This is a genomic window from Cupriavidus sp. SK-4 (genome assembly GCF_000611125.1).
Lineage (GTDB): Bacteria > Pseudomonadota > Gammaproteobacteria > Burkholderiales > Burkholderiaceae > Cupriavidus > Cupriavidus necator.
Genome location: NZ_JFJW01000247.1, coordinates 1 through 22,695, shown reverse-complemented (window position 1 = coordinate 22,695; position 22,695 = coordinate 1). Strand labels below are relative to the sequence as shown.

Annotated in this window: 20 protein-coding genes; 10 read left to right on the top strand and 10 right to left on the bottom strand. The window is 68.3% G+C overall.

Features of this window, described 5'->3' with window-relative positions; translation table 11 throughout:
- Positions 1 to 58: 58 nt before the first annotated feature.
- The 4 genes from CF68_RS35410 to CF68_RS35395 all read right to left on the bottom strand — a co-directional run bounded on the left by CF68_RS35410 (position 59) and on the right by CF68_RS35395 (position 6,421).
- Positions 59 to 3,175: an efflux RND transporter permease subunit gene (locus CF68_RS35410; RefSeq protein WP_035828418.1), complete on the bottom strand. Its 3,117-nt coding sequence runs from the start codon at positions 3,173 to 3,175 to the stop codon at positions 59 to 61.
- A gap of 6 nt (positions 3,176 to 3,181) precedes the next feature.
- Entirely contained in the window at positions 3,182 to 4,342 is a 1,161-nt protein-coding gene (locus tag CF68_RS35405) for an efflux RND transporter periplasmic adaptor subunit (protein ID WP_035828416.1), read from the bottom strand.
- A 2-nt stretch (positions 4,343 to 4,344) separates the two neighbouring features.
- The gene (locus CF68_RS35400) at positions 4,345 to 5,799 is read right to left on the bottom strand and encodes a TolC family protein (RefSeq protein WP_035828414.1); all 1,455 of its coding nucleotides are present in this window, start codon (positions 5,797 to 5,799) and stop codon (positions 4,345 to 4,347) included.
- 217 nt (positions 5,800 to 6,016) lie between these two features.
- Complete coding sequence (locus CF68_RS35395) at positions 6,017 to 6,421, bottom strand: hypothetical protein (RefSeq protein ID WP_035828412.1); 405 nt, start codon at positions 6,419 to 6,421, stop codon at positions 6,017 to 6,019.
- A gap of 323 nt (positions 6,422 to 6,744) precedes the next feature.
- Here CF68_RS35395 and CF68_RS35390 point away from each other — a divergent pair, with 323 nt between their 5' ends.
- The gene (locus tag CF68_RS35390) at positions 6,745 to 6,975 is read left to right on the top strand and encodes an antitoxin (RefSeq protein ID WP_026200357.1); all 231 of its coding nucleotides are present in this window, start codon (positions 6,745 to 6,747) and stop codon (positions 6,973 to 6,975) included.
- Positions 6,968 to 7,327: a type II toxin-antitoxin system PemK/MazF family toxin gene (locus CF68_RS35385; protein WP_035828410.1), complete on the top strand. Its 360-nt coding sequence runs from the start codon at positions 6,968 to 6,970 to the stop codon at positions 7,325 to 7,327. Before CF68_RS35390 ends, CF68_RS35385 begins: the two co-directional genes overlap by 8 nt.
- A gap of 66 nt (positions 7,328 to 7,393) precedes the next feature.
- Here the strand turns inward: CF68_RS35385 and CF68_RS35380 are convergent, their stop codons facing one another.
- From CF68_RS35380 to CF68_RS35370, 3 genes are all read right to left on the bottom strand, one after another.
- Positions 7,394 to 9,016, bottom strand: coding sequence for a rhodanese-related sulfurtransferase (locus CF68_RS35380; protein WP_035828407.1), 1,623 nt, complete (start codon positions 9,014 to 9,016; stop codon positions 7,394 to 7,396).
- Positions 9,013 to 9,630 carry a cysteine dioxygenase gene (locus CF68_RS35375; RefSeq protein WP_035828405.1) on the bottom strand — a complete coding sequence of 206 codons (618 nt, stop codon included), beginning with the start codon at positions 9,628 to 9,630 and terminating at the stop codon, positions 9,013 to 9,015. The genes CF68_RS35380 and CF68_RS35375 overlap by 4 nt, the downstream gene beginning before the upstream one ends.
- A gap of 113 nt (positions 9,631 to 9,743) precedes the next feature.
- On the bottom strand, positions 9,744 to 10,955 hold the full coding sequence (locus CF68_RS35370; RefSeq protein ID WP_035828403.1) for an acyl-CoA dehydrogenase family protein: 1,212 nt from the start codon (positions 10,953 to 10,955) through the stop codon (positions 9,744 to 9,746).
- Between the two features lie 217 nt (positions 10,956 to 11,172).
- On the opposite strand from CF68_RS35370, the gene CF68_RS35365 reads away from it, so the two are divergent.
- From CF68_RS35365 to CF68_RS35340, 6 genes are all read left to right on the top strand, one after another.
- Entirely contained in the window at positions 11,173 to 12,270 is a 1,098-nt protein-coding gene (locus tag CF68_RS35365; RefSeq protein WP_035828400.1) for an LLM class flavin-dependent oxidoreductase, read from the top strand.
- A gap of 41 nt (positions 12,271 to 12,311) precedes the next feature.
- Positions 12,312 to 13,328, top strand: a complete 1,017-nt coding sequence (locus tag CF68_RS35360; RefSeq protein WP_035828398.1) for an ABC transporter substrate-binding protein — start codon at positions 12,312 to 12,314, stop codon at positions 13,326 to 13,328.
- A 4-nt stretch (positions 13,329 to 13,332) separates the two neighbouring features.
- Positions 13,333 to 14,391: an ABC transporter permease gene (locus CF68_RS35355; protein WP_035828395.1), complete on the top strand. Its 1,059-nt coding sequence runs from the start codon at positions 13,333 to 13,335 to the stop codon at positions 14,389 to 14,391.
- Positions 14,385 to 15,209 carry an ABC transporter ATP-binding protein gene (locus CF68_RS35350; RefSeq protein WP_035828393.1) on the top strand — a complete coding sequence of 275 codons (825 nt, stop codon included), beginning with the start codon at positions 14,385 to 14,387 and terminating at the stop codon, positions 15,207 to 15,209. The genes CF68_RS35355 and CF68_RS35350 overlap by 7 nt, the downstream gene beginning before the upstream one ends.
- Before the next feature lie 31 nt (positions 15,210 to 15,240).
- Entirely contained in the window at positions 15,241 to 16,422 is a 1,182-nt protein-coding gene (locus CF68_RS35345; protein WP_035828391.1) for a cytochrome c, read from the top strand.
- A gap of 200 nt (positions 16,423 to 16,622) precedes the next feature.
- Complete coding sequence (locus tag CF68_RS35340; RefSeq protein WP_035828388.1) at positions 16,623 to 17,513, top strand: DMT family transporter; 891 nt, start codon at positions 16,623 to 16,625, stop codon at positions 17,511 to 17,513.
- A 17-nt stretch (positions 17,514 to 17,530) separates the two neighbouring features.
- Here the strand turns inward: CF68_RS35340 and CF68_RS35335 are convergent, their stop codons facing one another.
- The gene (locus CF68_RS35335) at positions 17,531 to 18,355 is read right to left on the bottom strand and encodes a 3-keto-5-aminohexanoate cleavage protein (protein WP_035828386.1); all 825 of its coding nucleotides are present in this window, start codon (positions 18,353 to 18,355) and stop codon (positions 17,531 to 17,533) included.
- A 45-nt stretch (positions 18,356 to 18,400) separates the two neighbouring features.
- Positions 18,401 to 20,269, bottom strand: coding sequence for a bifunctional sugar phosphate isomerase/epimerase/4-hydroxyphenylpyruvate dioxygenase family protein (locus CF68_RS35330; protein WP_035828384.1), 1,869 nt, complete (start codon positions 20,267 to 20,269; stop codon positions 18,401 to 18,403).
- Between the two features lie 133 nt (positions 20,270 to 20,402).
- Here CF68_RS35330 and CF68_RS35325 point away from each other — a divergent pair, with 133 nt between their 5' ends.
- Complete coding sequence (locus CF68_RS35325; protein ID WP_035828382.1) at positions 20,403 to 21,170, top strand: IclR family transcriptional regulator C-terminal domain-containing protein; 768 nt, start codon at positions 20,403 to 20,405, stop codon at positions 21,168 to 21,170.
- Here the strand turns inward: CF68_RS35325 and CF68_RS35320 are convergent.
- Positions 21,167 to 22,114, bottom strand: a complete 948-nt coding sequence (locus CF68_RS35320) for a LysR family transcriptional regulator (protein ID WP_035828379.1) — start codon at positions 22,112 to 22,114, stop codon at positions 21,167 to 21,169. The genes CF68_RS35325 and CF68_RS35320 overlap by 4 nt on opposite strands.
- Positions 22,115 to 22,198: 84 nt before the next feature.
- Between CF68_RS35320 and aroQ the strand changes: the two genes are divergently transcribed.
- Positions 22,199 to 22,651 (top strand): type II 3-dehydroquinate dehydratase, encoded by a 453-nt coding sequence (gene aroQ / locus CF68_RS35315; RefSeq protein WP_035828376.1) that lies wholly within the window; start codon positions 22,199 to 22,201, stop codon positions 22,649 to 22,651.
- The last annotated feature ends 44 nt before the right edge of the window (positions 22,652 to 22,695 follow it).

The following is a 22,695-nucleotide window of genomic DNA, read 5'->3' as shown; positions in this document are numbered from 1 at the left end:
GGGAGAGGGGAGCAAACCAGCGGGACGCGAGACCAGCGCGATGCAAGACGATGTCGCCTTACACCGGCACATCCCTGGTCGGATCCGGCCTGCGATCATCAAACCAGCGATACAGCGTAGGCACCATCACCAGCGTCAGCAGCGTCGACGTAATCAGCCCGCCGATCACCACCACCGCCAGCGGACGCTGCACCTCCGAGCCCGGCCCCGTCGAGAACAGGAACGGCACCAGGCCCAGCATCGCAATGGTCGCGGTCATCATCACCGGCCGGAACCGCTGCGTCGCACCCTGCACCACCGCTTCATCGAGCGACAAACCCGAGTCGCGCAGCGTGCGGATATACGACACCAGCACCACCCCGTTCAGCACCGCCATGCCCCACAGCGCGATAAAGCCCACCGAGGCCGGCACCGACAGGTATTCGCCGGTGACGAACAGCCCGATGATGCCGCCGATGGAGGCAAACGGCAGCACCGTGATGATCAGCGTGGCAAAGCGCAGCGAGTTGAACAGCAGGAACAGCAGGAAGAAGATCGCGGCGATGGTCACCGGCACGATGATCTTCAGGTGGCCCATGGCGCGTTCCATGTTCTGGAACTGGCCGCCCCACTCCAGGTAGTAGCCTTCGGGCAGCTTTACCTTGGCGCCGGTGGCCTGCTGCAGCTCGGCCACGAAGCCGCCGAGGTCGCGGTCCTTCACGTTGATCATCACCACCACGCGGCGCTTGGCCATTTCGCGGCTGATCTGGGCCGGACCGTCGTTGACCTCGATCTTGGCCACGCTCTGCAGCGGCACCTGGGTGCCGTTGGGGGTGGACACCAGCAACTGGCGGATGGCCTGCTCGTTGTTGCGGAACTCCTCCGGCAGGCGCACCGCCGCGGCAAAGCGGCGCTCGCCTTCGAAGATGTCCGTGGCACGCTTGCCGCCGATGGCAATCTCGATCACGTCATGGATGTCGGACACGTTCAGCCCGTAGCGAGCAATCGCCTGGCGGTCGATCTCGATCGACAGGTACTGCTGCCCCGACACGCGCTCGATGCGGATGTCCTGCGAGCCCTGGATGCCGCCTGCCACGCGCGAAATCTCGCCCGCCAGCTCGCGCAGCTTGTCCAGGTCGTCGCCGAACACCTTCACCGCCACGTCCGAACGCACGCCGCTGACCATTTCGTCGACACGGTCCGAGATCGGCTGCGCCATCACGATCTGCACGCCAGGAATGGCCTTGAGCTTTTCGCGGATGGCGTTGGCGATATCGTCCTGGGTCCAGCCGTCGGGCCACTCGCCGCGGTCCTTCAGGCTGGCGATCGGGGTCGACTCGTTCTGGCCCTGCGGGTCGGCCGGGCTTTCGCCGCGGCCCACGCCGGACACCACCGACTTCACGCCCGGCACGCTCAGCACCAGCTTGTTGGCTTCCTTCTCCAGCTTGATCGACTCTTCCAGCGAGATGTTGGGCACGCGGTCGATCGCGGGCACGATCGAGCCCTCCTTCATCTCCGGAATGAACGAGGTGCCCAGCAGCGGCACGATCGCCACCGTGGCGACGAAGGCCGCCACCGCGCAGATCACCGTCTTGCGGCTGTTGCCCAGCGCCCAGTGCAGCAGGCGCAGGTAGTGGCGCTTCATGAAGGCGATCACATGCGTGTCATGCTCGGCGCCGCCCTTGAGCAGGTACGACGACAGCACCGGCGACAGCGTCAGCGACAGGAACAGCGAGATCGCCAGCGCGATCGAGATGGTGAACGCCAGCGGCGCGAACATCTTGCCTTCCATGCCCGACAGCGTCATCAGCGGCAGGAACACCAGGATGATGATGCCCACGCCCACGATCACCGGCGTGGCCACCTCCTGCACGGCCTTGACCAGGATCTCGGTCTTGGTGAGGCCCGGCTCCTTGTGGCCGAGCCGCTCGAACGCGTTCTCGACCACCACCACCGAGCCGTCGACCATCAGGCCGATGGCGATGGCCAGCCCCCCCAGCGACATCAGGTTGGCCGACAGGCCCACCTCGTTCATCACCATGAAGGTCAGCAAGGGCGTCAATACCAGCGTGGCCAGCACGATCACCGACGAGCGCACGTCGCCCAGGAACAGGAACAGCACGATCACCACCAGCACCACGCCTTCCAGCAGCACCTTGGTCACGGTCCACAGTGCGGAGTCGACCAGTTCGCTGCGATCGTAGTACGGTACGATCTGCAGCTTGCCCGGCAGCATGCCGCGCTCGTTGATCTCGGCCACGCGTGCCTTCACGCGGCTGACCACCTCCTTGGCATTGCCGCCGCGCATCATCATGACGATGCCGCCGACCGCCTCGGTCTGGCCGTTCTTGACCAGCGCGCCCTGCCGCACCTCATGCCCGATGGTGACGTTGGCCACGTCGCGCAGGTACACCGGCGTGCCGTTGATCTCCTTGAGCACGATGCTGCCCAGGTCATCCACGCCGCGTGCCAGGCCCACGCCGCGGATCAGGTACTGCTCGGCATAGTGCGGCAGCACGCCGCCGCCTGAGTTGGCGTTGTTGCGCGCCAGCGCCTCATAGACCTGCTGGGTCGAGATCTGGTAGTGGCGCATGCGTTCCGGGTTGACCAGCGCCTGGTATTGGCGCACGTAGCCGCCCTGCGAGTTGATCTCGGCCACGCCCGGGATCGAGCGCAGCAGCGGGCGCACCACCCAGTCCTGGGCGATGCGGCGCTCGGCCAGCTCTTCCTGCGTCAGTTCGCGGTTGCCGTCGTCGGCATGGTCCAGCGTGTACTGGTAGACCTCGCCCAGGCCGGTGGAAACCGGGCCCAGCACCGGCGACACGCCTTCCGGCATGCGCCCGCCCACTTCGATCAGGCGCTCCATCACCAGCTGGCGGGCAAAGTACACGTCAGTGGCGTCGGTAAACACCAGCGTGATCAGCGACAGGCCCGCCTTGTTCAGCGAGCGCATCTCTTCCAGGCCGGGCAGGCCGGTCATGGCCATTTCCACCGGCACGGTGACAAAGCGCTCGACTTCCTCGGGCGAGCGGCCCGCGGCTTCGGTGGCGATCTGCACCTGCACGTTGGTGACATCGGGGAAAGCATCCACCGACAGCTTGGTGGCAGCGCGCAGGCCGAAGAAGAACAGCACCACGGCAATCACGCACACCACCAGCCGCTGCTTGATGGCGGCTTCGACTAGGGATTTCATCATGGCCGATTACCCTTGCTCGAGGCGCTTGCGCTCGTTGTCGAGATGGAAGGCGCCATCGACCACGATGCGGTCGCCGGCCTTCACACCGTTCTGCACCACGCGCATGCCGTCGCTCTCGGCGCCCAGCTTGACCTTGGTGAGGCGGTACTTGTTGCCCGGCATCTCGACATAGACCAGCTCGTCGTTGCCGTCGCGAACCACCGAGGCGGCCGGGATCACCAGCTGGTCGACCGGCTTGCCGGCGATCAGCATGCTGGCCAGCATGGCAGGCTTGAGGCGGCCTTCGCGGTTCTCCAGCTCGGTGCGGACCAGCACCGTGCGCGACTGCGGGTTGACCGTGCGGCCGACGTAGATCAGCTTGCCGGTGATGCTCTTGCTGCCCGCACCGTTGCCAAGCGAAGGCACCTCGATGTCAACGCTCTGCCCTTCGGCCACCTGGGCGGCCTGCTGCTCGGGCACCTCGGCCACCACCCACACGCGCGAAAGGTCTGCCACGGTATAGAGCGCATCGGCCGGCTGCACCACCTGTCCTTGCGCCACGTTGCGCTCGACCACGGTGCCGCTGATGCTGGAAAACACCGGCGAATGCGAGTTGATGCTGCCGCTCCTGGCCAGCTCGGCGATCGATGCCTGCGACATGCCCAGCACGCGCAGCTGGTCGCGGTAGGCGCGCATCTCGGCCGAGGCAATCGCCAGCTCGCTCTCGCGGCGCTGCAGCTCGCCGCGGCCGATCACGTCGGCGGCAAACAGCTGGCGCGCGCGCTCGGCGTTGCGGCCCTGCAGCTCGGTCTGGGCCTCGCTCTTCAGGAAGGCCATCTGCGCCGCGCCCAGCTCGCTGCTGTGCAGGCGCGCCAGCACCTGGCCGGCCTTCACTTCCTGGCCCAGGGTGGCATAGAGGTCGGTCACGCGGCCGGTCACGCTGGCGCCGATGCGCGCCACGCGTTGCTCGTCGAAGTCGACACGGCCGGCCACGCGCAGCATCTCGCTGAACGGGGAGGTGGCCACCGGCGCCACCTTCAGCCCCTGCTGCAGGTTGCCCTCGGGCTGGATCACGCCGGGCGGCAGCTTGGGCGCTTCGGCGACGGGTTCAGGTTTTTCGGAGCAGGCCGCCAGGCTGAACGTCAGGACGGCAGCGGCCGTCAGCGAAAGCAGGAAATTGGGACGCATGGTTATTTCTGTTCGATGGTGGAGGTCGGCTGCAGGCCCGGCGCTGCGGTGGCGCCCGGGGCGGTCGACATAAGCTTTTCGATCTGGATGGCGGCCACCTGCAGGTCGTACTGGGCGGCAATCAGGTCATTGCGCGCGCCGCGCAGCACGCGCTGGGCATCGAGGTAGTCCAGGATGCCGCGCTCGCCGAAGCGGTAGGCGGACTCGGCCACGCCCAGCGCCGACTCGGCCTCGCGCACGATGCCGGACTCAAGCGCCGTCACCTGGGCCTGGTTGATCTCGTACTGGCGGTAGGCGCCTTCCAGCTCCTGCGTCAGCTCGAACTCGCGCGCTTCCAGGGCGCTGCGCGCCTGCGTGGCCTGCGCCGTGGCCTCGCCCACCGGGCCGCTGCGGCGGTCCCACAGCGGGATGGTCAGGACCAGACCGATCTGCGAGACGTTGTTGTCAGGCTGGCGGTCGGTGCTGGCGCGCACCGCCACCTCGGGCCAGCGCAGCGACTTCTGGTAGTTCACGCCCAGCTGCGCGCGCTCCAGCTCCATGCGGCGCTGGACCAGCTCGGCATTGCTGGCGGTCATGGTGTCGCGCAGCACCGGCAGCGGCGGCACGTCGGGCGACTGGCCCAGGGTGCCGGCCAGCCCATACTGGCCCGGCATGGCACCGCCCACCTGCTGGCGCAGCGCGGCCTTGGCCTGGTTGACGCGCAGCCCGGCGGTCTGCTGGCTCTTCTGCGAGGCCAGCAGTTCGGTCTCGGCCTTGATCAGTTCATAGCGCGGCGCCTCGCCCACCTCCACGCGCAGGCGCGCCCGCGAATGGATCTGGCGCATCATCGCCAGGTCTTCCTCGGCGGCATGCAGCTCGCTCTCGCGGCGCAGCACCTCGTAGTAGGCGGTCTTCACGCGCGCGGCCAGGTCGGCCCGGAAGCCTTGCCGCATGGCCTGCGACGACTCCAGCCCGCGGGTGGCCATGGCCTCGCGCAGGCTGCGCTGGTGCGGGTAGTCCAGCTTCTGCACCACGGCGTAGCTGGGCGCATTGCCGCTGGTCACGCCCGGCTGCTTGCCGGACAAGCGGCCGTACATCACTTCCACCTGCGGGTTGGGATAGGCACGTGCGCTGCTGATGGCCGCGCTGGCGGCATCGACACCGGCCTCGGCAGCGGCCACGCCCTTGTTGGTGGACTGGGCCAGGTCGAGCAGTTGGGGCAGCGAGTAGGCAGGTCCCGCCTGGGCGCCAGCCGATGGGGCGGATGCGGGCTTGGGCACCGCCGCGGCCGCCAGGATGGCGGAGCCCGGCATGGGTGCGGCAGCAGATTTGGTCAGGGGCGCGGGGGCGGCCGGCGCGGCACCGGCCGCGTCCGTTGCCTTCGGGGACACCCCGCCTTGTGCGCCGGCATGGGCCGGGGCAGCGGCGAGCGCGATCAGCGAAAGCGACGCGATCAGGGTCAGCTTGGTTGTTGTCATGAGTCGGGAAAGCAAGCAATACGGCTGCCTGTCGCCATGCTGCCGCCCGCCCCGGGGCGAGCGGTCACTTGGACGCGATCACGGCAGGACGCACAACGGCAGCGGCTTGCCCGCGCGGTCAGGCAGCAGGCAGGCTGGCGATATCAGGCAAGGGGGGCGCGGCCCGCGGCACGGCGGCGGCATGCTGCAGCGCGTGCGGTGCGGGCGCAGGAAACGCTCAGGCGCGGGAAATGGGTGGCCGGAAGAAGGCCGAAGGCGGCGGCTCGGCGCGGCCAGGCGGATGCTGGGCGACGTCGCGGGAGGGCAGCAGCAGCTTCACTGGCGGCAAGGCAATCAGGGCGCTGGATTCCTCGATCTCGTCGAGCAGGTCGAGGGGATCGAGCAGATCCGCCGACCAGATATTGCAATACCCGGGGGGCGGGTCGTCGCAGATATCGTCGTCATGCAAGCCGTCGTCACCGGGCACGATGATCCGGCCCAGGTCGTCAACCGGCTGCGCCGCCGCCAGGTCCACCAGGTCAACGCTGGCCGGCGCCTGCAACGTCGCGCGCGCGTCCGCCACTGCTCCGAAGGAGAGCAGCGACAGGCACATGGCAGTCAGCAGCAGGAACAACAGTCGCATTGGATCGGGGGCATTGGCGGCATCGCCAGCCGGCCCGCTGTCGGGGGCTGGCCGGTGTGATGCTGCAGGACAGCATTGTAACTGAACGATTACGATTGACAGGGAATCGTTACGTTCGTTCCCTTGCTGTAGAGAGATCGGGCGCCTGCAAGGTCTTTCAGACTCGTCCAATTTCGGCCAATCCCGCTCCCCAGCTACGCTCCGGGCAATGCTTCCAGCCACTGTGAGCCGGTCTGTTCATCCATCTGTTCGTGTTTTTGTAATACAAAAATGAGATACAAATGAGCGCTATACTTCCGTATTACCCAAGTACGGAGCCATTCATGCAAGGGACGACCTTGTCCTTCCGCGCCGGCGAAGAACTGGCCGACCAGACTCGCGCGCTGGCAAAGGCATCGGGGCAAAAAACTTCCGACTACATCCGCGATGCCGTGCGCGAGAAGAACGAGCGGGAAATGGCATCCCGTATCGCCATGCTTTCCCGGAAGCTCTCGGCAAAGCACCTGGCCGCCAGCGAGGACATGGACGCATCGGCCGGAGACGGGCTTGACTGAGCTGAAGCGCGGGCAGATCTGGGAGGTCGACCTCAATCCCCTGACGCATCGGGAAGAACCGGCCAAGCGCAACCGGCCGGCGCTGGTCATCCAGACGGATTTGCTCAATGATGCCGGTCATCCGACCACGATCATCGTGCCGGGCACATCACAAATCGAGCGCGAGGATTGTTTTCCGTTGCGGGTCGCGCTGGGCAAGCTGCCTGGCCTGGCCTATGAGACGGACCTGCTGATCGACCAGGTCCGAGCGGTGTCCAATCGCCGGTTCATGGGCGGCCGGCCGGTAGCCACGCTGGCGCCCAATCACCTGCGCAAGGTGGAAGAGGCCATGCGTCTGCTGCTCCGCCTCTAGGCCTTCCGGTCTTGTCGCCAGCCTCGCTGCATGATATGCAGCGTCAGTGCATATCATGCAGCGGCCCTACACCACCCTGAACCCATGCGTCCCATCGCGCTCCAGTTGCGCGATCAGGCCGAACTCCCAGTCCAGGTAGCCCTGCATCGCCTCGCGCGGGTTGTCGGTGCCCTCATACGGCCGGCGGTAGCGGTCGGTGCGTTCCGAGGCTAGACGGGTTTCCCCGCTTTCCAGCGGCAGGCCTGCGGCGATCCACGCCTGGGTGCCGCCTTCCAGCACCAACACTTCCGCATCGGTCAGGCGCCGCAGGTCGGCGGCGGCAAAGCGCGCCAGCAGGCTCGAACCGCAGGTGAGCACGTAGCGCCTGGGCTGCGGGATGCGTGGCAGCGTGTCCGCCAGCTGCGCGCGAATGACGAAGTACGCGCCGGGAATATGGCGCTTGACGTAGTTGGCGCTGGTGGTGAAGTCGAGGACAGCGGTGCTGCCATCGCCTGCGTCAATCCATGTAGCCAGTTCGGCTGCAGTGACGGTCGATACCGGCGCTGACGCCGGCACCGGTGCGCTGACCGCGCCGGTTTCGCTACGTTCTGCCGCTTTCACCGGTTCCACCACCCAGACGTCCCAGCCCATCTGCGCCAGCCATGAGGCGGTCATGCTGGCGCGCACGTCGTCATCATCCGCCAGCACAATGCGCGCACCGCGCACCGGAGCGGAATGGTCGGTCTCCTGCACCAGCTGGCCGCCCGGCGCGTTGACAAAGCCCGGCAGGTGGCCGTCTGCGAATTCCTCAGGCGTGCGCACGTCGAAGCGGTACACGGTGCGGCTGGGCTGCTGCAGCGTTTCGATCTGGGCCAGCGCAACGCGGCGCACGCCGGCCCGGTCGGCGATCTCGCGCGCGCCACGGCGGGCACTGTCGCGGTTGGCGTCGCTGACCGCGGCAGGGGCGCGGCGGCTGGCACCGTGGTCCAGTTGCTGGCCGGCCAGGGTCCAGCCGATGGTGCCGTTGCGCAGCGCCGCCACCGGGTTGGGGATGCCGGCGTTGACCAGCGACTGGGTGCCGATGATGCTGCGCGTGCGCCCGGCGCAGTTGACGATCACGCGCGTGTTCGGATCGGGCGCCAGCTCGCGCACGCGCAGCACCAGTTCGGCCCCCGGCACGCTGGTGGCGGTGGGGATGTTCATGGTCTGGTACTCGTCGAAGCGGCGCGCGTCGACGATCACCACATCGGCCTTGGTATCGATCAATGCCTGCACTTCCTCGGCGGCCAGCGACGGCGTGTGGCGCTTTGCCTCAACCACCTCGCCGAACGACTTGCTCGGCACGTTGACGTCGCGGAACACCTCGCCGCCGCCGTCGATCCAGGCGCGCAGTCCGCCTTCCAGCAGATGCACGCGCGTATAGCCCAGCTCGCGCAGCACGGCCGCGGCGCGCGGCGCCAGGTCAGTGCCGGCGTATTCGCCGTAGACGACGATCAGCGTGTCGCGGCGCGGGATACGCGCCCACGCTTCGATTTCAAGCTTCGACAGCGGGAAGTTGGCGGCCCACAGCGGGTGTTCCTGGGCGAATGGATCTTCCTCGCGCACATCGATCAAGGCGATCTCGTCACGGTTGAGCAGCGCCTTGCGCACCGCGTCGCGCGAATACGTTGGAAAGGCCGGTGCGGCTTGCGTAGCAGTAATCGTGGTCATGACTGGGCAACTTCGCGGGAACGGTCCCACAGGTTAGGCAGGGTCCGGTTGGAATAGCCGGAGATAAAGGGCTTGCGCGTGCCGTCCTCGGCATAGACCGAACGCCGCACCGCACCGATATTGGCGCCGTACACATGGATGCTGACCGAGACGCGGTCGTCATGCACGTTGTTGACAAGGTGGATATCGCCGACCGTGGGCGACACGGCCTCGACCTGACCGGGCAGCAGGCGCACGGCGTCGCCATGCGGCACAGGCCGGCCGCCGGCGTCGAGCGCGAACGGCTGCGAGTCTTCCGCGCCGCGCAGCATGCCGATCAGGCCCCATACGGTGTGGTCGTGGATAGGCGTGCGCTGCCCCGGCCCCCAGACAAAGCTGACGACCGAGAAGCGTTCGGCGGAATCGCAATGCAGCAGGTGCTGCTGGTAGTACTCGGGATGCGCCTGCGCCCAGGCATCGGGCAGCCAGTCGTCGCGCGCGACCAGCTTTGCCAGCAGCGCCCCGCCTTCGCGCAGGATGCGGGGCTCGTCCGGGTGCTGATCCAGCAGCGCGGCTAGGCCGGTGATGAAGTCGCGCAGCGGCGCGAGCGTGTTGGGGGTGGGGGTGCTGCCCATGGGAATGACTCCGGAGTGTCTCGTTCTGGTTTGCCGGCGCGCCGGGCGCCTGCGCTGCGGCCCTCTGCGGGGCGGTGCTGCTGCAAACATAGCACGGCCAGGCAGGCCCGCGCTTACAGGCCAAGCTGCGCCCGCCCGGCGGCGACCAGGATGGAATCGTTTTGCGGCGTATGGATGCGGCTGCACAGCACGTCGCGGTAGTGGCGCTCGAGCGGGTTGTTGCGGCTCAGGCCGTGGTTGCCGGATAGCTGCAGCGCCAGCTCCACCGCGCGGATCGCATTGCCAGTCACGGTGTACTTGAGCAGCCCGCTGTCGGCCGGCGTGGGCGCCTCGCCCGCGTCGGTGCGCGCGGCGGCATCGTCCAGCAACACCTGGTTGGCCCGCAGCAACGCGGCGATCTCGCCGATGGCTTCCTGCACGCGCGGCAGCGTGGCCAGCGGCGCGCCCAGGCTGCCGGGCGCGCGCTCGCGAACGAAATCGCCGATCCATGCGGCGGCAGCGCGTGCCACCGCGTCATAGAGGCTGCCCAGCAGCACGATCATCCAGGCCTGCTGGTCTGCGTTGGCGTCGATGTCGGCCTGACTGGCACCGGCCGGCGCCCATGCTGACGGCGGGCGGATATCAACCGCGTGGTCAGGCGGGATCCAGACGTTGTCGAGCACGGTCTCGTGGCTGCCGGAAGCGCGCAGGCCAAGGTGGTTCCAGTTCTCGACGATGCGCACGCCCGCGATGCCGGCCGCCGGTCCGGGCACCAGGAACACGCCCATGCGCGGCTGAGGCTCATCGGTGCGCGCCCATACCGCCAGCCAGCGCAGCGCTGGAATACCGGTGCTGTACAGCTTGCGCCCGCTGATGCGCCAGCCGTCGGCCACGCGCGTGGCCACCGTGGCCGGCAGGCCGCCACGTGCCGGCGATCCCAGTTCCGGTTCCACCCGCAGCGCGTTGATCAGCGCACCGTCCTGCACCGCACTGGCATAGACCTGGTCGCGCACGGTGTGCGGCCAGTGCGAATCGGCGCGGGCGATCGCGCGGTGCTGCAGGTAGGTCATGGTCAGCACCAGCGCCGTTGCGGCATCGCCGCCCGCCACCGCCGCCACGATGCGGCGCGCCTGCGCCAGGCCCGCCCCGCCGCCGCCCTGCGCGTGCGGCACCACCTGCGCAACCAGGCCATTGGCATGCAGCTGCGCAAAGTTGTCGTGCGGAAAGCTGGCAGCGGCATCGTGCGCGCCGGCACTGGCGGCAAAGCGCAAGGACAGCCCGGCCAGCACCTCGCCAAGGCGCGCTTCGCTGCTGGGCAGCCTGCGCAGGGTAGACGTTAAAGACATGGAAAAAGACTCCGGAAAGGATGACGACTAGGCGCGCTGCCCGCACCGAATGCCGCCTAGCGTAGCGCCGGCACCGCATTACGAAAAGGACGCTTATTGAATATGGACCGTCGTTTTTATTCGTTAGCGAGCGCGCGCACGTGTCGTACTTTCTGCCTCAGCCCAACACCATCCGGGCGGTCACGCTGCCGCCCTCACCGAACACAGGAGAACGCGCATGAGCGTCGATTTCATCGGAATGATCCAGAGCCAGAAGCAGTCCGAGATCCATCCGCCATCAGGCCCGGTGATCGATCGCAACTATGTGCGCGCGTTTGCCCAGGCCCATGAGCAGGCCGGCTTTGACCGCATCCTGGTGCCGCACCATTCCACCGGCCCGTCGGCCACGCTGACCATCGCCTACGCGGCCAGCGTGACCGAGCGCATCCACTTCATGCTGGCGCACCGCCCCGGCTTTACCGCACCGACGCTGGCCGCGCGCCAGATCGCCACGCTCGACCAGTTCAGCGGCGGCCGCCTCGGGGTGCACTTCATCTCGGGCGGCTCGGACAGCGAGCAGCAGCGCGACGGCGACTTCCTCGACCATGACCAGCGCTATGCGCGCACCGACGAGTACCTGCACATCCTGCGCCGCATCTGGACCGAGCCCGCACCGTTCGACCACGAAGGCCAGTTCTACCGCTTTACGCAGGGCTTTTCGGAGGTCAAGCCCGCGCAGCAGCCGCATGTGCCGGTCTACTTCGGCGGCGCATCGGAAGCGGCGCTGGCAGTGGCCGGCAAGCATGCCGACGTCTACGCGCTGTGGGGCGAGTCGCTCGAGCAGGTGCGCGAGCTGACCGGCCGCGTGCGTGCCGAAGCCGCGCAGCACGGCCGCACGGTGCGCTTCTCGGTGTCGTTCCGCCCGGTGCTGGCCGAGACCGAAGAAAAAGCCTGGGCCCGCGCCGACAGCATCCTGGAGCGCACCCGCGCCCTGCGCGTGCAGGCCGGCTACAGCCGCGGCGGCCCGCAGCAGAGCGAAGGTGCACGGCGCCTGCTCGCTGCGGCCGACCAAGGCGACCGGGTCGACCAGCGCCTGTGGACCGCGATCGCGCGCGAGACCGGCGGGCGCTCCAATTCCACCGGGCTGGTCGGCACGCCGGAGCAGGTGGCGCAGGCCCTGCTGGCGTACTACGAACTGGGCGTCACCACCTTCCTGATCCGCGGCTTCGATCCGCTGGAAGACGCCATCGACTATGGCCGCGAGCTGATCCCGCGCGTGCGCGAGCTGGTGGCGCAGCACGACGCCGCGCAGCGGGCGGAGCGCAAGGCCGCCTGATGGCCTCACCAAACAACACAACGAAGACGGGGAGTTTCACAATGAGCCAAGACAAGAACAATGATGCCGACCCGCGCCGGCGCAGCGTGCTGCGGCTGGCCGGCGCCGCGGCCATCGCCGCGCCATCGCTGATCCTTGGGCGCCAGGCCTGGTCGGCGCCGCGCAAGCTGACCTTCGCGTGGAACCAGAACTCCTTCTGCCTGACGCCGATCGTGGTGGCGCAGGAGAAGGGCTTCTTCGAGAAGAATGGCCTGCAGGTCGACCTGATCAACTACAGCGGCTCGACCGACCAGTTGCTGGAATCGATCGCCACCGGCAAGGCCGATGCCGCGGTCGGCATGATCCACCGCTGGCTCAAGCCGCTGGAAGCCGGCTTCGACGTCAAGATCATCGGCAGCTCGCACGGCGGCTGCGTGCGGCTGGTGGGATCGAAAGCGGCGGGGGTCACCAGCCTGCAGCAGCTGAAGGGAAAGACCGTAGGCGTCAGCGACCTGGCGGCGCCGGGCAAGCACTTCTTCACCATCCTGCTGGCCAAGAACGGCATCGACCCGGACAAGGACATCACCTGGCGCCAGTACCCGGCCGACCTGCTGGGCGTGGCGGTGGACAAGGGCGAGATCCAGGCGATCGCCGACGGCGACCCCAACCTCTACCTGCTGGAAAAGCGCACCAACGGCGCCTACGTGGAACTGGCCACCAACCTCACCGGCGAGTACGCGCGCAAGGTCTGCTGCGTGGTCGGCGCCCGCGGCGAGCTGGTGCGCAACGACCGCCCCGCGGCCACGTCGCTGGCGCGCGCCATCGTGCAGGCCACCGACTACGTCAACGAGAACCCCAACGAGGCCGCCAGGGTCTTCGCCAAGTACTCGCCCAAGATCAACCCGGAAGACCTGCGCAAGCTCTACGCCACGCTGACCTATACCCACCACCCGACCGGCGTCGACCTGCGCGACGAGATCGCCTTCTACGCCGATGATTTCCGCCGCATCGGCGTGCTGAAGAAGACCACCGATGCCAAACGCCTGGCGCAGCACGTCTACGCCAATGTGCTGGGGTGATGCCATGACGACAAGCCAACCTGCATTCGACGCCGGGCTGGCGCGCAAGCCAGCCGCGGCACCCGTGCCACATGCCGCTGCAAGCGCGCGCGCGTCCGGCCCGGTCTGGGCCACCGGCATCCTCGCCGCGCTGGCGTGGGCCGTGTTCGGCGCGCTGACGTGGCTGTGGCCCAACCATGCGGTAGGCTTCAGCGACTGGGCCTATACGGCGGAACTGGGCATCGCCGCGCTGGCGGGCGCCGCGTTGCTGGCACTGGTTGCGCTGGCCGGCCAGCGGGTCCGGGCGGCGCAACGCGCGCTGGCCGCGCTGCGCGCCGCCGGCCCGTGGCTGGTGGCGCTGCCCGTGGCCCTGGCCGCGTGGGAAATCCTGACCGCCAAGACCGCCATCCTGCCCACGCCCTTCTTCGCGCCGCCACAGGCGCTGATCGAGGTCTATGCCGACGACTGGCGGCGCCTCGGCGACAGCGTGCTGAACACGCTCAGGCTGCTCGGGCTGGGCGTGGCCTATGGCGGGCTGGCCGGCTTCCTGGTGGGCGTGTCGATCGGCTGGTCGCGCCGCATCGGCTACTGGGTGCATCCGGTGCTGCGCGTGCTGGGCCCGCTGCCGTCAACCGCGCTGCTGCCGCTGACCTTCTACTTCTTCCCGTCGAGCTATTCCGCCGCGGTGTTCCTGATCGCGCTGGCCACGGCCTTCCCGGTGGCGGTGCTGACGTGGTCAGGCGTGGGCGGCGTCAACAAGAGCTACTACGACGTGGCGCGCACCATGGGCGCCTCGGGCTGGTTCCTGGTGCTGCGCGTGGCGATCCCGGCGGCGCTGCCGCAGGTATTCGTCGGCCTGTTCATGGGGCTGGGCGCTTCGTTCTCGGTGCTGGTGACGGCGGAGATGATGGGCGTGAAGTCGGGCCTGGGCTGGTACCTGACGTGGGCGCAGGGCTGGGCTTCGTACGTCAATATGTATGCGGCGCTGATCGTGATGGCGCTGCTGTTCTCGGGCGTGATCACGTTGCTGTTCGTGGCGCGTGACCGCGTGCTGTCGTGGCAGAAGGGGACGGTGAAATGGTGAGTGTTGCAGAACGACGGGAGAGGACAGTTGACGCCGTGGGGAGCAAGGCCCCGGAATCCCTGACCGGTGCCCGCATCGACATCCACCAGGTCAGCCACTGGTTCGGCAGCGGCAGCGACCGGCTGCAGGTGCTGGACGGCGTCGACCTGAGCGTCGCACCGGGCGAATTCGTCGCGCTGCTGGGGCCCAGCGGTTGCGGCAAGTCCACGCTGCTGCGGCTGGTGGCAGGGCTAGACCAGCCCTCTTCCGGCGAGATCCTGCAGGACGGCACCCCGATCACAGACCCGGACCCGTCGCGCATCGTGGTGTTCCAGGACCCCACGCTGTACCCGTGGCGGCGGGTATGGGACAACGTCGCGCTGGGCCTGCAGGCGCGCGGCGTGCTGGCAAGCCAGCGTCCGCGCGTGGATGACGCGCTGCGGCGCGTAGGGCTGGAGACCTTCGCCCGCGCCTTCCCGCACCAGCTCTCCGGCGGCATGGCGCAGCGCGTGGCGCTGGCGCGCGCGCTGGTCAACGATCCGCGCCTGCTGGTGCTGGACGAGCCGCTGGGCAAGCTGGATTCGCTGACGCGGCTGGCGATGCAGAGCGACCTGGTCGATCTGTGGCAACGTTCGCGCTTTTCGGCGCTGCTGGTCACGCACGACGTGGAGGAAGCGCTGTTCCTGGCGCAGCGCGTGATCATCTTCAGCCAGCGTCCGGCACGCATCACGGCGGAGATCCGGGTCGACCTGCCCTACCCGCGCCATCGCGGCGATCCGCGGCTGACCGGGCTGCGGCACGAAGCGCTGCGCCACCTGGGGCTGGACGCGAGCTGGTAATGGCATCGCGCTTCACCTCGCGGGCCGCCCGATGAGCGGCCCGCCTCCGCAGGCATGGCTCAATGCACTGCTGGTCCTGATCGAAAAATTCCAGCTGGCCCTGTTGTCGCTGTGGCATGCCCTTGGCCTGACCGGCGACAGCCACGGCCAGCCCGCGTGGCCGTGGGCACGGCGCGTGGCGGGCGAAACCCTGCTGATCGACCTGGGCCTCGCGCGCCAGGTCGGCCTGAGCCTGTGCGCCCTTGTCTTTGCCGTGCTGGCCATTACCGCCGCGCTGGCATGGCGACGCCATCGCGGCGTGCTGCTGGCCGCCGGTGCGCTCGCCCTGGTAGCGGCACCCTGGCCCAGCGCAGCGCTGCTATTGGTGCCGGCCGCGCCGACCAGCTTCCACGCCAGCCCTACCCGCTTCTCCGTCGATGCCATCGCGCTCGGCGCCCGGGTCTATGCGCAGCATTGCGCCAGCTGCCACGGCGCGGACGGGCGCGGGGAAGGCCCGCTGGCCGCCAGCCTGGCGCAGTGGCCGCCCACGCTGGTCAGCCCGCTGCTGGCGCGCCGCGCCGATGGCGAGCTGTTCTGGCATGTGCTGGCCGGCATGCGCGACCGTCACGGCCGGCCCACCATGCCGGCCTTCCGCGACACCCTGGGCGACGGTGAGGCCTGGGCCGTGATCGACTACATGAAGGCGTTGTCGGCTGGCAGCGGCGCCGGTGCCGACGGCAACTGGCCGGTACCGCTGCGGCTGCCGGAAATGGCCGTCCGCTGCGTCGATGCCGCGCCTCTGGCACTGTCGCAGTGGCGCGCGGACCAGCGCGTGCGGCTGGTGGCTGTCGACGGGGCGGCGCCGTTGCCGTATGAGGATCCCCGCTTCCTGACCGTGCTGGTCACGCCCGACGGGCGCCCGCCGGCGCAGGTGCCGCGCTTTCGTGCCGGCTGCACGGCCACGTCGCCGCATGCGTGGCAGGCGGTGGCGGCAATCGCCGGTGAATCGCCCGCACGGCTGGCGGGGACCCAGCTGCTGGCTGACCGCACCGGGTGGCTGCGCGCGCGTGGTGCGCCCGGCCGGCAATGGTCAGATGCAGACCTTGTGTGCGTGTCAGGGCCCAGCGCCAGCGCCCCGCGCAATGCTGCGGAACCAGCAGATGGCCTGACCGCCCTGCTCCTGCGCATGGACGCCGAGCCAGTGCGCTTCGTCAAGGGCGGCTTTATCCATTGATCGCGTCCACCGTGCGCCTTGGCCGTCGTCCTCCCGGATTATTCGCTGCCAGCGAATTCTGACTTTCCATCCATTGCGCTGATTGCCCTCGCTCCTGCCAGTAACCTGCGCACGAAGACAAAGCCAACGTGGATCGGTGACATGATGCAGACAGGGATGGCCGTGGCAAGCGCAGCTTGCCGGCCTGCGGCGTGAGCCCCATGAGAGGGGCCCGGGAACTGCAAGGCATCCTGCTGATAGTGGCGGCGGTAGCCTGCTTCGCTGCGCTCGACACGCTGACAAAGATCGCCGGCGCAACCGTTCCAGTCGTGATGGCGCTATGGCTGCGCTACCTGGCGCAGGCGGCGCTGACCGGCGCGGTGTTGCTGCCGGCTCGCGGCCGCGCCCTGCTGCGCACGCGCCGGCCGCTGCTGCAGTGCGCGCGTGCGGTGGCGATGCTGCTGTCCAGCGGCTGCGCGTTCTTCAGCCTGCAAGTCCTGCCGGTAGGCGAGTTCACCGCCGTGGTGAGCCTGACGCCGCTGGCGATGGCGCTGGCCGCGGCCGCCATGCTTGGCGAACGCGTGTCGGCCGTGCGGTGGCTGTTTCTGTTGACGGGATTTGTCGGGGCCCTGGTGGTGATCCGGCCGGGCGCCGGCCTGCAGCTCGCGATGCTGTTGCCGCTGGGGGCAGTGCTGTCCAATGCCGCATACCAGTTGCTGACCGGCGTGCTGACCCGTGCCGATGGCGTCGGGACCACGCACTTCTATACAGGCTGCGTTGCCACGGTGCTGCTCTCGGCAGCGCTGCCGGGCGCATGGACCTCGCAACTCACGGCATTGCACTGGTGCCTGCTCGCAGGCATGGCGCTCGCCGGCACCGCCGGCCACCTGTTCCTGGTTCTTGCCTATGCGCGCGCGCCGGTCAGCCTGCTTACCCCTTATCTCTACCTGCAGATCGCCTTTGCGATGCTTGGCGGCTGGCTGGCATTCTCCTATCTGCCCGATGCGTGGTCCGTGCTCGGCGTTGCGGTGATCGCCGCCAGCGGCGTGGGCGGCACTGTGGCGGCGGCCCGCAGCCGGGAGCTGCCGGGGCGGCCCGTCGGGGCGACATAGCCGCCCCGCTGCCGCCGTCAGTCCAGCCCGAGCAGCGCCCGCGCCTGTGCCGGCGTTGCCACCGCCCGGCCGTACTGCCCGCAAAGCTGCGCCACGCGGCCAACCAGTTGCGCGTTGCTGGCTGCCAGTGTGTCCTTGTCCCAGCGGATGTTGTCTTCCAGACCGGTACGGCAGTGTCCGCCGAGCTCCAGCGTCCAGTGATTGACTTCCAGCTGGTGGCGGCCGATGCCGGCAGCCGTCCATGTCGCGCCCGGCAGCAGCTTTTGCAGTTGCTCGACCTGGAACGCCAGGATCTCGCGCCGCGCCGGCAGCGCATTGCGGATGCCGAACACGAACTGCACGTGCGGCGGCGCCGCGATCAGCCCGTCTTTCACCAGTTCCGCCGTGTTGTAGAGCATCGCCAGGTCGAAGATCTCGATTTCCGGCTTGACGTGGAATTCCCGCATCGTGGTGGCCAGCGTGCGCACGAAGTCTGGCGGGTTTTCGTAGACGCTGGTGGGAAAGTTGACCGAGCCGGTGGCAAGTGAAGCCATGTCTGGCCGCAGATGGAGCATCGCGCCGCGCTGGCTGGCCTCGCGGCCGCGTCCGCCGGTGGAGAACTGCACGATCATGCCCGGGCAGTGTTTGCGGATGCCTTCCTGCAGCGCGGCGAATCGCGTCGGATCGGAGCTCGAATTTTCCAGTTCGTCGCGCACGTGCAGGTGAACCAGCGTGGCACCGGCCTCATAGCTGGCGTGCGTGCTTTCGATCTGTTCAGCCACCGAAATGGGCACGGCCGGGTTGTCTTTCTTGCGCGGCACGGAACCGGTGATGGCCACGGAAATGATGCACGGCTCTTGCATGGAATGTCTCCTGTAGGGAATGTTGTGAGCGGATGACGATGATGTTCAGCTGTGCCGCAGCTGCGCCTGTGCGGCCATGCGCACCGAAGCGTTGACCGCGCCGTAGCCGGTGTAGCCGCTGCGTTGCACGAGTTCGAAGAAAAACCGTTCGTGGAACGGCTCGGTGTAGGCGTGCAGGAATTCACCGTGGGCGTCGCGGTCGTAGAGCAGGCCGAGACCTTGCAGGCGTTCCAGCAGCGCGTCGTCGAGCGCGAGCCGCGCGGCCACGTCGTCGTAGTAGTTGTCCGGCACGTGGAGCATCGCGGCGCGGGTGCGGTCGATGGCTTCCAGCGTCTGCCCGATGTGTTCCGACCGGAAGGCGATGTGGTGCACGCCCGAGCCCGCGTAAGCGGCGACAAAGCGCCCGGTGGCGGTGCGGCCGCTCTCGGACACGTTGAGCGGGATGCGAACATGCTGGCCGGGGCTGACCATGGCGCGGCTCTTCACCAGGCCGTACGGATCGGCGATCTCATGCACGGCCTCCGGCCGCATGGCGAACACCGAGCGGTAGAACAGCACGAAGCTGTCGAGCCGGTTCGCCGGCAGCGCCTGCGCGATATGGTCGATGGCGGACAACCCGGCGCCGTGGTGGACGGTTTGCGCGGGCGTATCGAGCACGAAGTCGCTCTCATAGATGCTGCGGTCGGCGTCGCGGTCGTCGATCAGGTGGAACAGCATGCCGTCGGGCGAGCGCAGCGCCGGGATCACGCGCTCGTCGGGCCCCACCGGCTCGCGCCACTCCTTGCACAGCAGCGCGCGGGCGCGCGCCACGGCGCGGCGTGCGTCGTCCACTTTCAGGCCGATGGCGCACACCGACGGGCCGTGCAGTTGGAAGTGCTCGGCGGCGGCGCTGTCCTGCTCGGCATTCAGGATCAGGTTGACGCCGCCCTGGCGGTACAGGTCCACCGCCTTGGAGCGATGGCGGCCGGCATGGGCAAAGCCCAGCGATTCCAGCCGTTGCGCGAGTTCGCGGCCAGCCACGTAATCGACGGCAAACTCGACGAAGTCCACGCCGTCCAGCACCGGCGGCGCAGGCAGCGGCGTGCCGCCCGCCTCGGACTCCAGCCAGATCAGCGAGCGCAGCCCGTCTTGCGCGGTCAGCCGTGCCGGCGCCGCACGGAAGTCGTCGTTGAAGACCTCCAGCGACAACGGCCCGTTGTAGCCCGCCTGCAGCACGGCGTGGGTGAAATCGGTCACCGGCAGGTCGCCCTGCCCGGGAAAGTTGCGGTAGTGGCGGCTCCACGACAGCACGTCCATCGACAGGCGTGGCGCGTCGGCCAGCTGCACAAAGAAGATCTTGTCCGCCGGAACAACATCCAGGCCCTGCAGCGAATCGCCCAGCGACAGCGTATGGAAGCTGTCCAGCACCAGCCCCAGGGCGGGGTGGTCGGCGCGCTGCACGATGTCCCACGCCTGCCGCCAGCGGCGCGTATGGCGGCCCCAGGCAAGCGCCTCGTAACCGACGCGCAGCCCGCGCCGTGCGGCGGCCTCTGCCATCCGGCGCAGGCCGGCGGCAGCGCGGGCGGGGTCGTCGATGGCCACCTCCTGCACATTGCTGCACACCAGCACCATCTCCGCGCCAAGCTGCTCCATCACGTCGAACTTGCGTTCGGCGCGCGCCATATTGCGGACAAACAGGTCATCCGGCATGGCCTCGAAGTCGCGCAGCGGCTGGTAGAGCAGGATCTGCAGGCCGAGGTCGGCAGCCATGCGGCGCACTTCGGCCGGTGAGCCGTCGAAATGCAGCAGGTCGTTCTCGAAGATCTCCACGCCGTCGAAACCCGCGGCCGCGGCGGCTTCCAGTTTTTCCGGCAACGTGCCAGACAGCGAGACGGTGGCGATCGATTTCGGGAGAGGCCTGCGGGCTGCGGTCATGGCGATAGCGAGGTGGCGACGGTATTGCCCCAAAGGTTATGAGCGAGCCAGCCCGCCAACAACCACAATTCGCGCGAAAGCGTGCGACAATCGCTCCATTGCGATCATCGTTCGCGCGAAACTCGGGTTAACCATGGAAAATGAACCGCTGAACCGGCGCGACTGGATCGCCGGGCTCGAAAAAGGCCTGGCCATCCTGGAGGCCTTCGACAACGACCATCCGCGCCTCACGCCCACGCAGGCGGCGCAGCTGACCGGCCTGACGCGCACGGCTGCGCGTCGCTACCTGCTGACGCTGGAGCACCTCGGCTACACCACCAGCGACGGCACGCTGTTCAGCCTGACGCCGCGCGTGCTCAAGGTGGGTTGGTCGTATTTCGACTCGGCGCGGCTGCCGCGCACGGTGCAGCCGTTCCTGCAGCAGATCACCGCGCAGCTCGGCGAGGCGGCCTACCTGAGCGTGCTCGATGGCTGGGAGCTGGTGTTTATCGCCCGCACCAGCACCAGCCGCGTGATGAGCACCGGCTTCGTGCTGGGGGCACGGGTGCCGGCGCCGCTGGGCTCGGCGGGGGTGATGATGCTGGCCTCGCGCCCCGAGCAGCAGGTGCGCGAATGGCTGGAATCTGTCGTGCTCGCGCCCTACACCCCTTACACCATCCTGCAGCATGAGCGCCTGCTCGAAGAGATCCGCAAGGCCGGCGCGCAGGGCTATGCGATGCTGGAGCAGCAGTTGCAGACCGGCGTGCGCGGCATCGCCGTGCCGCTGCGCGACCGCCACGGCAAGGTGATCGCCGCGCTGTCGGTCAATATGCCGATCGGCGATGAGACCGCACAGCAGGCGCTGGACCGGGTATTGCAGGTGTTGCAAGACACCGCGCTGCTGATCATGCGGGTGCTTTAGTCCAGCGTCGTCGCCAGCGCCTGCGGTCCCTGCGACAACTGCGCCTTAAGGAACTCAAGGCACACACGCATCCGCACCGAGGCCGACGCCCGCGCGCTGGTCACGGCCCAGATATCGGCCGGCTGCTGCCAGTCCGGCAGCACGCGCACCAGTTCGCCGGCGCGCACGCTGGCGGCCACGTCCCAGACCGAAGCCATGATGATGCCGAAGCCCTCCAGTGCCCACTGGTGGGTCACGTCGCTGTGGTTCGATGCCATTGGCCCGGTCACTTTCACGGTCTCCCAGCCGTCAGGCCCTTGCAGCCGCCATACGCCAAAGGCCTGGTCGCGTTCGCGCAGTAGCAGGCAGTCGTGCCGGGGCAGCTCGCCCGGGTGCTCCGGCATGCCGCGCCGCGCCAGGTAGGCGGGCGCGGCGCATAGCACGCGGCTGCCACTGGCGATCTTGCTGGCGATCAGGTGCGGCTCCTCGACCTCGCCCACGCGGATGTCGAGGTCGAAGCTTTCGCCGATCAGATCGACGCGCCGGTCGAGCAGCTCCAGCCAGACCTCCAGCCCCGGATGCTGCTGCCGCAGCCGCGACAGCGCCGGTGCCACATGCCTGCGCCCGAGCCGCACGCTGGTGGCGATGCGCAGCAGCCCGCGTGGCTCGCCCCCGGTGGCACCCACGGCTTCCAGCATGCCGTCGACGTCTTCCAGGATCTTCTGCGCCCACGCAAAGGCGCTCTCGCCCTCGGCGGTCACGCTGACGCGGCGCGTGGTGCGGTGGAACAGCTTCGCGCCCAGCATGGTTTCGAGCATGGCGATGCGCTTGCTGACATGTGCCGGCGAGATGCCGGTCTCGTTGGCGGCGGCGATAAAGCTGGCGCGCCGCGCCACCGTGCAGAACAGCCGCAGGTCCCGCAGGAACGGGTCATTGTTCGCCGTCAGCGCATTCTGAGTTTCCATGGCGGTCGATGATGGGATGAAGGGACTAACGATAGGCTATCGGCGATGGCCGCGCCAGCGCCGCGGCCGATTTCAGGAGACATGATGAAGACAGTACTGGTGCTCAATGGGCCCAACCTCAACCTGCTCGGCACCCGCGAGCCCGCGGTCTATGGCAGCGAAACGCTGGCCGATGTGGAGCGCATCTGCCAGCGAGCCGCGCAGCGGCTGGGGCTGGAGGCGCAATGCCGGCAGACCAACCATGAAGGCCAGCTGATCGACTGGATCCATGAGGCGGGGCGGCTGTGCGCGCAAGGGGAAATGGTCGGCGTGGTGCTGAATGCGGGGGCGCTCACGCATACGTCGATTGCATTGCATGATGCGATCAAGGGGGCGGCGGTGCCGCTGATCGAATACCACATCTCCAACGTGCATGCGCGCGAGGCGTTCCGGCACCATTCGTGGATCTCGCCGGTGGCGCGGGCGGTGATGGCGGGGCTGGGGGTGAAGGGGTATGGGTTGGCGGTTGAGGCGCTGGTGCAGTCAGTGACGGCTTGACACTTACCGCGGGCCTGGGAGGTGTCAGGAATTCTGTGTGCTGA